Origin of the sequence: Rathayibacter sp. AY1E6 (genome assembly GCF_002931115.1) — a bacterium.
In the GTDB taxonomy this organism is placed as follows: Bacteria; Actinomycetota; Actinomycetes; order Actinomycetales; family Microbacteriaceae; genus Rathayibacter.
Genome location: NZ_PSVK01000002.1, coordinates 347,354 through 358,981, shown reverse-complemented (window position 1 = coordinate 358,981; position 11,628 = coordinate 347,354). Strand labels below are relative to the sequence as shown.

Here is an 11,628-nt window from a genome sequence, read left to right as displayed (position 1 = left end):
GTCAGTGGGCGTCGACCGGGATGTGCGCGCGGCTGATGCGCTTGCGGAAGATCCAGTAGGTCCAGGCCTGGTAGCCGACGATGAGCGGCACGAACACCAGGGCGGTCCAACTCATGACCGCCAGCGTATAGGGCGTGCTGGAGGCGTTCTCGATCGTCAGCCCGTAGGCGGGGACGTTCGAGGCCGGCATCACCGCGGGGAACAGCGTCGCGAAGAGGGCGAGCACGGCGAGCGCGATGGTGCCGGCCAGCAGCGCGAAGGCGCGTCCCTCCCGGCCCCGTGTGACGGCGAGCCAGCCGCCGACGAGGGTCGCGGCCGCGCCCGCCGAGAGCGCCCAGGAGGCGGTGCTCCCCTGGCCGAGGTTGGTCCAGGCCAGGAAGACCGCGGCGACGACCACGGTGAGCAGCCCCGCGCGGGTCGCCAGGCGGCGCGCACGCTCGCGGATCTCCCCCTCCGTCTTCAGGGCGACGAAGACGACTCCGTGCGTGAAGAAGAGCAGGAGGGTCGTCGCTCCGCCCAGGAGCGCGTAGGGGTTCAGCAGGTCCAGGACGGTGCCGGTGAAGTTGTGGTCGGCGTCCATCGGGACGCCCTGCACGATGTTCGCGAAGGCCACGCCCCAGAGGAAGGCGGGCACCGCGGAGCCGACGACGATCATCGTGTCGAAGCGCCGCTTCCACTGCGCCTCCGGACGCTGGTGCCGGTACTCGAACGAGACGCCGCGGGCGATCAGCGCGAGCAGGATGAGCAGAAGCGGCAGGTAGAACCCGCTGAAGAGCGTGGCGTACCACTCCGGGAACGCGGCGAACAGGGCGGCGCCGGCGACGATCACCCACGTCTCGTTCAGGTCCCACACCGGGCCGATCGTGTTGATCAGCACGCGGCGGTCGGTGTCGTCGCGCCCGAGGAAAGGGAGCGACATGCCGACGCCGAAGTCGAACCCGTCGAGGACGAAGTAGCCGATGAAGAAGAACGCGACGATCCAGAACCAGAGAACGGCGAGATCCATGAGGGGTGCCTCCTAGTAGACGGTGCCGACGAGCTGCGGGCGACCGCTCTCCTCGTCGACCTCGGGAGCGTCGTCGGGACCGGCCTGCGCGGCCCGCTTGATCAGGCGGAACTCGACCACGGCGAGCGTGCCGTAGATCGCGGTGAAGGCGAGCAGCGAGGTCAGGACCTCGAGGCCGCTCACTCCGGGCGAGACTCCGTCGGCGGTCTTCAGCAGTCCGAACACGAGCCACGGCTGGCGGCCCATCTCGGTGAAGACCCAGCCCACGATCATCGCCATCAACGGCAGCGGGGCGGCCCAGATCGCGACCTTCCACATCCACTGCTTCGGCTCGCGGCCCTTCCGGGTGAACCAGAGGCCGGCCGCGGCGATGCCGATGGCCAGGACGCCGAGGGCCATCATCCAGCGGAACGACCAGTAGGTGACCCAGATGATCGGCGTGTAGTCGCCGGGTCCGTAGACCTGGGTGTACTGCGCCTGGAGGTCGTTGATGCCTTCGACCGTGCCGGTGAAGGTGTGCGTCGAGAGGAAGGAGAGCAGGTAGGGGATGCGGATCGAGAACAGCTCGCTCGAGCCGTCCGGCGTGCCCCAGGTGAAGACGGAGAAGGAGGCGTCGACGCCCGTGGAGGTCCTGTAGAGCGCCTCCGCGGCCGCCATCTTCATCGGCTGCGTGTCGACCATCGCGAGGCCGAGCGAGTCGCCGGTGAACAGGGTCAGGCCGCCGCTGACGAGCATCATCCAGGCGCCGAACCTCAGCGCGGGGCGCATGGTCTCGAGGTGCTGGTTCCGCGAGAGGTGGTAGGCCGCGACGCTGATGATGACGGCGGCCGAGACCATGAAGCAGGCGAAGATCGTGTGCGGGAACGCGGCGAGAGCGACCTTGTTGGTGAGGAGCGCCCAGATGTCGGTGAGCTCCGCGCGGCCCTTGGTCTCGTTGATGCGGAAGCCGACCGGGTTCTGCATGAACGCGTTCGCGGCGATGATGAAGTAGGCCGAGAGCGTGGTGCCGAGCGTGGTCAGCCAGATGGTGGCCAGGTGCAGCTTCTCGGGCAGCTTGTCCCAGCCGAAGATCCAGAGGCCGATGAAGGTCGCCTCGAGGAAGAAGGCGAGCAGGCCCTCGAACGCCAGCGGGGCCCCGAAGACGTCGCCGACGAAGCGGGAGTAGTCGCTCCAGTTCATCCCGAACTGGAACTCCTGGACGATCCCGGTCACGACGCCCATCGCGAAGTTGATCAGGAAGAGCTTCCCGAAGAACTTCGTCATCTGCAGGTAGTGCACCTTCCCGGTGCGCACCCAGCAGGTCTGGAAGATCGCGACGGTGAGCGCCATGCCGATCGTGAGCGGCACGAACAGGAAGTGGTAGATCGTCGTCAGACCGAACTGCCATCTCGACAGCAGGAGCGGGTCCAGGAGTTCGTTCACAGCTCCGAGAGTAGGTCGGCGGAAGGGGTCCGACGGCCTTCGATCCCAGTACTGGGGCGGATGTGCGGCCTTCCGCGAGCTCCTGGCGGCACCCTTTCCGGGGTGGCCCCGGACGCCCCTCCGAGCGCTCCCGCCGACCGGTCGCTCGACGTCGAGACAGTCCCTCTCGACGTCGAGGGAGTCCCCCGCGCGGCGACTGCCGAGCGGGGCTCGCCTCCGTCGGACGCGCCGCCGCCGGCCTCTCGACGCCGAGCGATCAGGCGGGCGACGGAGCGCTGAGACTTCCTCTCACGGGCCTTCAGCGGATTCCCAGGCGCACATCCGCGAGATCGGCTCTGGGAATCCGTTCACTGCGCGACGCCATCGACGGACTCGCCCGGTGAAGAGACTCCCGGAGCCGATGCCGATGTGCCGTCGGCGGGCGCCCCGCGGTCAGCCGGCGTCGACGCGTGAGCGGGAGCCGGAGAACCAGGCGGGCGCCTGGAAGCCGTACTTCAGCACGGGCAGGTCGCGGGTGAGGCGCCAGTAGCCCAGCGCCGCCGCGACGCCGATCCCGCAGACCAGGAGCGGCACGACCGGCCCGATGACGTCGAGCCAGCGCTCTCCGTCGAAGAGCAGCAGGGCGCTCGTGGCGAGCGAGACGAAGAGGACGTGCACCACGTACACCGGGAGCGTGTTGCGGCCGATGAAGGTGATCCAGCCCGCGCCGCGCCGGTTCGAGAGGAAGCGGGCGACCACGAGCCCGGCGAGGACCGCCAGCACGCTCACCAGGACCAGCCCGATCGTCAGCAGCGGGAAGCGGGCGCGGACGGCGAGGATCACGCCGGCGAGCACGAGGAACAGCACGCCGAAGCCGACTCCGCTGAGGATCCCGCGGCGCTCCACGAACGCGATCACCGCGTTCCGCAGGTAGAGGCCGAGCAGGAAGAACATCAGGTAGCGGGCCATGCCGTCCCAGGCGATGTTCCCGGTGCCCTCGGAGGTGCTGGAGCGGACGGCGTACCAGACCACGGCGATCGCGGTCGCGATGCCGATCTGCACCCGCCAGTCGATCCGGCCCTGCGCGAGCTTGGCGGCCACGAAGAAGATCGTGAGCGCGTAGAGGAACCAGAGCCCGTTGTGCGGCATCACCGGCTGGAGGAGCAGCGCGAGCGGGTCGGACTCGTCGGTGCCGCCCGGGTTGGGCACCACCAGGAAGAAGAGGAACCGCACCACGGACCAGAGCAGGAAGGCCCAGACCAGCAGGCTCAGCCGCGAACGCCAGAGCTCCGGCCACGACCGGGTGAGCACGGAGCCGGCGAACAGCCCCGAGGCGAGGAAGAACAGCGGCATCCGGAAGGTGATGAGGAGGAGGTTGATCTCGTTCCACGAGTCGGGGGCGATCCCGGCCGTCGTGGTCCACTGCACGGAGTGGGCCAGGGCGACCAGGATGATCGCGATGCCCTTCGCCGTGTCCACCCAGGTGATGCGTGCGCGTGCCATGAGTCCTCGTCGTGATCGTCCATCGGAAGTCGGCCGGCGGCGACGATGGCGATGGCGATGTGCAAGTGTCGCACGGCTGTGCATCCTCTGTGATGTTCTGCGCGTATTCGATCACGGCGATCCGGTGACGGAGAGACGGCCACCGGGTGCGCGGGTCCTCGGACGGCCTCCTCGTGGACGACGCGCCCCCGCCGATGCCCGAGGATCGAGCCATGACTCGAGCGACGCCCTCCGGCTCCGCCCCCGGCCCCCGCCGCATCCGCCTCCGCCTCCTGGTCGCGCTGCTGGTGCTCGCGCTGGTCCTCGCCGGCGCGGGCATCGCCCTCTCGCTCGCCTCGCGGAGCGGAGGCGCGGGCGCTCCGGCCGCGAGCTCCCCCGACCCCGGCCCGACCTCCTCCGTCGACATGGCCGAGCGCGTCGCCGGTCTCGAGAAGCGCTTCGCCGCCGGGTTCCCGCAGCACAGCATCGTCCTCACGGGCAGCTCCACGATCGGCCGCTGGACGACCTCCAAGGAGGACCTGCGTCCGCTCGAGACCTACAACATCGGGATCGGCGGCACGACCGTCGCCGATCACCTCGCGTGGCTGGACCGCATGGTCGTCCCCTTCGATCCCCGCGCCGTGATCGTGTACGTGGGAGCGAACGACATCAGCGGCGAGGAGGGCTCGCGCACCGGCGCCCAGACCGCCGGCGCCGTCGTCGAGTACCTCCAGCGCGTGGAGGAGGTCGCCCCCGACGCCGAGCTGTTCTACGTCGAGATCGCGGAGACGCCCGCCCGCGCCTCCGTCGGCGCCGAGGTCCGCGCCGCCAACACCGCGGTCAGCGCCTACGCCGAGACGGACGACCGCGTCACCTTCGTCCCCACCGCCGACGCGCTCGTCACCCCCGACGGCTCTGTCGACCCCTCCCTCTTCGTCGACGACGGCCTGCACTTCGACGAGGCCGGCTACGCCCGGTTCTCGGAGGCGGTCCGCGCGGTGGTCCTGCCCGCTCTGGAGTGAACCGGCGGGCCGCCGCACTGCAGCCCCGCTCGACGTGAGCGGCCCGGGGACACCGCGCCCGGAGCCCCCAGTGTTGACCCTGAAGGGGGACACGGCCCCTCCGCCGCGCGCGCCTATCCTGGCCCCGCGTCATCGCCGACAGCGCCCTCTGCACCGCCGCAGACCGCCGCTCGCTCAGCAGCGCCGACCGTCTCGGAGTCACCGATGCCCCGCTCGAGGATCCGCCCCCGCGGTCTCGCCCTGCTCACCGTCCTGGCGATCACGGCCGCCGCGCTCGTCGCCGGGCCCGCGGGTCCGGCGTCCGCCGCTCCCGTCGTGCCCGCCGGCTTCACCGACTCCCGGGTGGCGGCCGTCCCCGCGCCGACCGCCCTCGCCTTCACGACCGACGGGCGCACCCTCGTCTCCTCGCAGACCGGAGCGATCCGGGTGATCCGCGGAGGCAGCCTTATCGCCACCCCGGCCCTCGACCTGCGCTCGAAGGTCTGCGCCAACGGCGAGCGCGGCGTGCTCGGCCTCGCGGTCGACCCGGCACCGGGCTCGCGCACCGTCGTCGTCTACTACACCGCGAAGGGCTCCGACTCCTCCTGCCCGACCAACGCCGGCGGCACGGTGAACCCCGCGGGAGCCCCGCGCAACCGCGTCTCCTCGTTCCAGCTCGGCACCGACGACCGCATCGACCCGGCCTCCGAGCGCGTCCTCCTCGACGGCATCTACTCCCCCGCGAGCAACCACAACGGCGGCGACCTCGCCATCGGGAAGGACGGCCTGCTCTACGTCAGCGTCGGCGACGGCGGCTGCGACTACCGCGGCGGAGTCGGCTCGCCGGGCGGCAGCGGCTGCGGCGGCCGGAACGACGCCGCCCGCGACCCGAACATCCTGAACGGCAAGATCCTCCGGATCACCCTCACCGGCGGCGTCCCGGCCGGCAACCCCTACCTGGGCACCGGGACCGCCTCCTGCCGGCTCGCCCCGGCCGCCGAGGGCCTGCGCTGCCGCGAGACCTTCGCGAGCGGCCTGCGCAATCCGTTCCGGATGGCCTTCGACCCGAACGCGACCGGCACCGTCTTCCGCATCAACGACGTGGGCCAGGACGCCTGGGAGGAGATCGACCAGGGCGTCGCCGGCGCCGACTACGGCTGGAACACCCGTGAGGGCCACTGCGCGAAGACCGGCTCGGCCTCGAACTGCGGAGCCGCGGCGCCCGCCGGGCTCACCGACCCGGTCCACGACTACGCGCACAGCAGCGGCTGCGCCTCGATCACGGGCGGCGCCTACGTCCCCCGCGGCGTCTGGCCGGCCGCCTACGACGGCGCGTACCTCTTCGGCGACTACGTGTGCGGGAAGATCCGGACCCTCGGGCGCACCGGCGCGGCCGGCGACCTCGTGACCGGCCTCGGCGGCAGCAGCGCCGTCGCCATGGCCTTCGGTCCCTCGCGCGGGACCCAGGACCTCTTCTACACCAGCTACGCGAACGGCGGCGAGGTCCGGCGCCTCGCCTACACCGCCGCGGCGAACCGCGCTCCGACCGCGGCCCTCACCGCCGCCCCCTCCTCCGGCGCGGCTCCTCTCGCCGCGCGGCTGAACGGCTCGGGCAGCAGCGACCCGGAGGGCGGTGCCCTGACCTACCTGTGGTCGTTCGGCGACGGCACCCCCGACCGCATCACGACCGGCCCGACCTTCACCCACAGCTACGCCGCCGGCAGCTGGACCGCGTCCCTCCGCGTCCGCGATCCGAAGGGAGCCGTCTCCGCCCCCGCGACGACGAGGATCACCTCGGGCGACAGTGCCCCGACGGTGAGCATCACCGCACCCGCCGACGGAGGGATGTTCGTCACGGGCCGGAGCTACGGCCTCCGCGCCACGGCGACCGACGCCGAGGACGGCGTCCTGCCCGCCTCGGCGCTCACCTGGACCGTCCAGCGCCGCCACGCTCAGCACACGCATCCCTTCCTCGGGCCGCTGACGGGGAACGACCTCTCCTTCGTCGCCCCCGGCCCGGAGGACCTCGCCGCCGCCGCGGACAGCGACCTCCTGATCAGCGTCACCGCGACGGACTCGAGCGGAGTGTCGACGACGGCGACTCGGACGTTCTCCCCGCAGAAGGTGTCCGTCACCCTGGCCACCGCTCCCGCCGGCCGGACGGTCGTCGTCAACGGCACCGAGGTCGCCGGAGGCACGACCGTAGTCTCGTGGGCGGGCTCGGCCCTCCAGCTGGAGGTCCCGGACCAGACCGACGCGTCGGGCACGGCCTACCGGTTCTCGTCCTGGTCGGACGGCGGCGCCGCCTCGCACAGCGTCGTCACTCCCGGGAGCAGCACCACGCTGACGGCGACCCTCGTCGCCGCCGGGCTCCCCGGCGCTCCGACCGCCGTCACCGCCACGGCGGGTTCGGACGGCACGGCGACGCTCGCGTGGTCGCCCCCCGCGGGGACCGGTGGCTCAGCGGTCACCGGCTACCGGGTGTCGCGCGACGGGTCCGACACGAGCGGAGCCGGAGCCTGGAGCGCCGTGGTCGCCGCGACCAAGCGCTCGCAGACCTTCACGAAGCTGGTCCCGGGCCGCAGCTACACCCTCTCGGTTCAGGCGGTCACGGCGAACGGCACCGGCCCGGCGGCCTCCGCGCTCGTCGCCGTCCCCTGACCGCTCGGCGTCCACCGGCCTCCCGGGCGCAGCCCTGCCGCCGCCCAGCCGTGCGCCCCTACGATCGAGCCATGCCGAGCATCCGGAGCCGCCGTCGGCCCCAGCCCTTGATCGAGTCCCCGGCGGGCGGGGGCGCCCGGTGAACGACACCCTCACCGGGATCCTGGACTTCGTCGTCAGCGTCCCCCCGGTCTGGCGGACGCTCCTCGCCGGACTCGCGATCTTCTTCGAGACCACGATCCTGGCGGGCCTCGTCGTCCCCGGCGACACGATCGTGATCGTCAGCGCGACCGGCGTGACCAGCCCGCTGCAGTTCGCGGCGCTGGCCGTCACGGTCGTCATCGGCGCCCTCTGCGGCGAGTCCGTCGGCTTCTACCTCGGCCGCTGGTTCGGGCCGCGGATCCGCGCGTCGCGCCTGGGACGCCGGCTCGGCGAGAAGAACTGGCTGAAGGCCGAGCGCTACCTCGCGCGGCGCGGCGGGTTCGCCGTGTTCCTCTCGCGATTCCTGCCGGTGCTGCACTCGCTGATCCCGCTGACGGTGGGGATGAGCGGGATGCGCTACCGGACCTTCATGGCCTGGACGATCCCGGCGTGCGTGCTCTGGTCGTCCGCCTACGTCGGCGTCGGCGCGGCCGCGGCCGGCAGCTACCGGGAGCTCTCGGAGAGCCTGCACGGCGCCGGCTACGTCTTCGTGGGCGTCATCGTCGTCTTCGCCCTGCTCGTGCTCCTCGGGAAGAAGCTCCTGAACAGAGCGGAGGCGCGTCACCTCGACGAGTGACGCGCCTCCGGGCGTGGATCCGGGGAGGATCAGTCGACGAGACCCGCCGACTTCAGCCACTCGCCCGCGATCGCGGACGCGGACTTCTGCTCGTTGACGCTCTCGGAGTTGAGGGCGACGAGGTCGTCCGCCGTGAGCTTCGCGCTGACCGCGTTCAGCACCTCGGCCGCGTCGTCCGTGATCTTGCTCGAGACGATCGGCACGACGTTGTCGGCCACGAACAGTCCGTCCGGGTCCTCGAGAGCGACGAGGTCGTTCTTCTGGATGTTCGGGTCGGCCGTGTAGACGTTCGCCAGCTGGATCTGGTCGCTGGTGAGCGCGTCGACGGTGGTCGATCCGCCGCTGTCCTCGATCGCCTGGAAGGTGGTCGTGATGCCGTACTTCGACTGCAGGGTGTCGGGCCCGTAGGGGCGCGTCTGCAGCTCGGAGTTGCCGCCGACCACGATCGGGTCGGTGACGTTCTTGAGCGACGCGATGTCGGTCAGGTCCCACTTGTCGGCGAAGGCCTGGGTGACGGTGTACGAGTTCTGGTCGCTGGCCTCGGCGGCGTCGAGGGCGCGGAGGCCGTCGGGCAGCGCGTCGCCGAGCGCGGAGTACACGTCGTCGGCGGTGGTGGCCGTCGCGTCGGGCTCGAGCGCCTGCAGGAGGCTGCCGTCGTACTCCGGGAAGACGTCGATGGATCCGCTCTCGATCTCGGGCAGGTAGATCTCGCGCTGGCCGATGCGCAGCTGGCGGTCGACGGTGAAGCCGTCGTTCTCCAGCGCCTGCGCGTAGATCTCGGCGAGGATCTCGTTCGAGTAGTAGTCCTGCGAGCCGACCACGATGGTCTCGCTGCCCGCAGTCGCACCCGATCCCTCATCGAGCGGATCGCTCGAGGAACACCCTGCCAGTGCCACGACGGCACCGACCGCGAGTGCGCTGAGCGCGACACGGCCCTTCGTGAAATGTGCTGTGAACATTGCTATTTCCCTTCTTCGATGGGGATTCCCATCACCGCGCGTCGTCGGGGCGACGAGGCGCGGGAACCTGTGCGGCCGGCGGTGCCGGCCAGGCCGAGCACGACTCCGCGCGGCACGGCGAGCCGCTGGAGGAGGGCGAACAGGACCTCGCTGAGGAGCGTCAGCACGATCACCAGGATCGAGCCGGCGAGCATCTGCGGGTAGTCCCCCGACTTCACTCCGCGGAAGATGTACTGCCCGAGGCCGCCGGCGCCGATGTAGTCGGCGAGCGTGGCGGTCGCGATGATCTGCAGCGCCGCCGAGCGGAGCCCGCCGATCAGCAGCGGCAGCCCCAGCGGGATCTCGACCTTCGTCAGGATCTGCCACTCGGTCATGCCCATCGAGCGCGCCGCGTCGACCGTGCGGCGGTCGACCGCCTCGAGCCCGGAGTACGCGCCGGCGAGCACCGACGGGATCGCGAGCACGACGAGGGCGATCACCGGAGCGCCGAGGCCGAGCCCCAGGCTCATCGCCGCGAGGACGAGCACGCCCAGCGTCGGCAGGGCGCGCAGTCCGCCTGCGACCGGCACGGCGATGCCCTTGCCGCGCCCGGTGTGCCCGATCAGGTAGCCGATCGGGATCGCGATCGCGGCCGCGATCACGAGCACCAGCAGGCTGATGCCGACGTGCTGGGCGACACGGGTCGGGATCGCGTAGACCCCGGTCCAATGCGCGGGGTCGGCGATCCAGGCGAAGGCCTCGGCGATGAGGTTCACGACGTCACCGCCCTCTCGACCGCGACCGGTCTGCGCGAGCGGCGCGTGCGGTCCAGAGCCGTCCAGGGCATGAGGAGACGGCCGATCAGCACCAGCAGTCCGTCGAGCACCAGCGCGAGGACGATCGTGAGGACGATGCCCGTGACGATCTCACCGGTGATGCCGCGCTGGAAGCCGTCGGTGAAGAGCAGGCCGAGGCTCTGGATCCCGAGCACCGCGCCGACCGTCACCAGGCTGACCGTGCTGACCGTGACCACGCGCAGGCCCGAGAGCAGGACCGGGCCGGCCAGCGGGAACTCGACCCGCCAGAAGCGCGCCCAGCCGGAGTAGCCCATCGCGGTCGCCGACTGGCGGACGTCGTCCGACACCGCGCCCAGTGCGTCCGAGGTGGTGCGGACCATCAGCGCGACGCCGTAGAGGGTGAGGCCCGTGATCACGTTGGCGGTCGAGCGGAGCGGGATGCCCAGCAGGACCGGCAGCAGGATGAACATGGCCAGCGAGGGGATGGCGTAGAGCACGCCGAGCCCTGTCAGCAGGGTGCCGCGGCTCCAGCGGTAGCGGTTCGCGAACCAGCCGAACGGCAGCGAGACGAGGAAGCTGAGCAGGATCGGCGGGACCGACAGGGCCAGGTGCGCCAGCAGGTTCGCGACGATCGCGTCCGTGTTGTTGACGACCCAGTTCACGCGGCGGGGCCGTCCTGCGCGCGCAGCACTCCGGTCGGACGCCCGTCGCCGTCGACCACGATGCGGGCGCCGTCGCGCTCCTCGATCCGGAGCGAGCGCTTGCCGCGGTCCGCACCGACGAAGCCGGCGACGAACTCGCTCGCGGGGTTCGCCAGGATCTCGGCGGGCGAGCCCTTCTGCGCGATCCGGCCGCCCTTCTCGAGGATGACGACCTGGTCGCCGAGCAGGAACGCCTCGTCGATGTCGTGGGTGACGAAGACCACGGTCTTGTCGAGCTCGTCCTGGAGTCGCAGGGTCTCGCGCTGCAGGTCGGCGCGCACGAGAGGGTCGACCGCGCCGAACGGCTCGTCCATCAGCAGGATGTTCGGGTCGACCGCGAGGCCGCGCGCCACGCCGACGCGCTGCTGCTGGCCGCCGGAGAGCTGGCTGGGGTACCGGGCGGCGAGCGCACGGTCCAGTCCGACCGTGTCCATCAGCTCGAGCGCGCGGGCGTGCGCCTGCTTCTTGGCGACCCCGTTCAGCCGCGGCACGGTCGCGATGTTGTCGATGACCTTGCGGTGCGGCAGGAGGCCGGAGTTCTGCATCACGTAGCCGATGCGGCGGCGGAGCGCAACGGCGGGCAGGGACGAGATGTCCTCGCCGTCGATCTCGATGGTGCCGGAGGTCGGCTCGATCATCCGGTTGATCATGCGGAGGATCGTGGTCTTCCCGCAGCCCGAGGAGCCGACGAAGACGGTCGTCTGCCGGGAGGGCAGCACGAGCGAGAAGTCGTCGACCGCCCGCGTGCCGTCCGGGTACTGCTTGCTGACGTTGCGGAACTCGATCACGAGGCCGCCCGCCGTCCGGCGGTGTGCGCGCCGATCTGTCCCTGGTCCACGACTGTGCCCGCTCTCGCTCCGCGC

At 71.3% G+C, this 11,628-nt stretch carries 10 protein-coding genes; 3 read left to right on the top strand and 7 right to left on the bottom strand.

Translation table 11 applies throughout. From position 1 onward, the window contains the following. Position 1: 1 nt before the first annotated feature. The 3 genes from cydB to C5C46_RS03375 all read right to left on the bottom strand — a co-directional run bounded on the left by cydB (position 2) and on the right by C5C46_RS03375 (position 3,910). Positions 2-1,006, bottom strand: coding sequence for a cytochrome d ubiquinol oxidase subunit II (gene cydB, locus C5C46_RS03385; RefSeq protein WP_104225636.1), 1,005 nt, complete (start codon positions 1,004-1,006; stop codon positions 2-4). 12 nt (positions 1,007-1,018) lie between these two features. Continuing rightward, positions 1,019-2,428 (bottom strand): cytochrome ubiquinol oxidase subunit I, encoded by a 1,410-nt coding sequence (locus C5C46_RS03380; RefSeq protein ID WP_104225635.1) that lies wholly within the window; start codon positions 2,426-2,428, stop codon positions 1,019-1,021. 432 nt (positions 2,429-2,860) lie between these two features. After that, positions 2,861-3,910 carry an acyltransferase family protein gene (locus C5C46_RS03375; RefSeq protein ID WP_104348320.1) on the bottom strand — a complete coding sequence of 350 codons (1,050 nt, stop codon included), beginning with the start codon at positions 3,908-3,910 and terminating at the stop codon, positions 2,861-2,863. Positions 3,911-4,122: 212 nt separating this feature from the next. Here C5C46_RS03375 and C5C46_RS03370 point away from each other — a divergent pair, with 212 nt between their 5' ends. From C5C46_RS03370 to C5C46_RS03360, 3 genes are all read left to right on the top strand, one after another. Further along, a complete protein-coding gene (locus C5C46_RS03370; protein ID WP_181136482.1) occupies positions 4,123-4,911 on the top strand; it encodes a GDSL-type esterase/lipase family protein in 789 nt (262 codons plus the stop codon). A gap of 204 nt (positions 4,912-5,115) precedes the next feature. Continuing rightward, positions 5,116-7,551 (top strand): PQQ-dependent sugar dehydrogenase, encoded by a 2,436-nt coding sequence (locus tag C5C46_RS03365; RefSeq protein WP_104225633.1) that lies wholly within the window; start codon positions 5,116-5,118, stop codon positions 7,549-7,551. Positions 7,552-7,690: 139 nt separating this feature from the next. After that, complete coding sequence (locus tag C5C46_RS03360) at positions 7,691-8,329, top strand: DedA family protein (RefSeq protein ID WP_104223112.1); 639 nt, start codon at positions 7,691-7,693, stop codon at positions 8,327-8,329. 29 nt (positions 8,330-8,358) lie between these two features. On the opposite strand, the gene C5C46_RS03355 is transcribed toward C5C46_RS03360, so the two are convergent. From C5C46_RS03355 to C5C46_RS03340, 4 genes are read right to left on the bottom strand one after another with little or no spacing between them, the layout of a single operon-like run. Beyond that, a complete protein-coding gene (locus C5C46_RS03355) occupies positions 8,359-9,288 on the bottom strand; it encodes an ABC transporter substrate-binding protein (RefSeq protein WP_104223111.1) in 930 nt (309 codons plus the stop codon). Positions 9,289-9,290: 2 nt separating this feature from the next. Beyond that, positions 9,291-10,043 carry an ABC transporter permease gene (locus C5C46_RS03350; RefSeq protein WP_104225632.1) on the bottom strand — a complete coding sequence of 251 codons (753 nt, stop codon included), beginning with the start codon at positions 10,041-10,043 and terminating at the stop codon, positions 9,291-9,293. After that, positions 10,040-10,726, bottom strand: coding sequence for an ABC transporter permease (locus C5C46_RS03345; RefSeq protein WP_104223109.1), 687 nt, complete (start codon positions 10,724-10,726; stop codon positions 10,040-10,042). Before C5C46_RS03345 ends, C5C46_RS03350 begins: the two co-directional genes overlap by 4 nt. Next, positions 10,723-11,553 (bottom strand): ABC transporter ATP-binding protein, encoded by an 831-nt coding sequence (locus tag C5C46_RS03340; RefSeq protein ID WP_104225631.1) that lies wholly within the window; start codon positions 11,551-11,553, stop codon positions 10,723-10,725. Before C5C46_RS03340 ends, C5C46_RS03345 begins: the two co-directional genes overlap by 4 nt. Positions 11,554-11,628 lie beyond the last annotated feature (75 nt).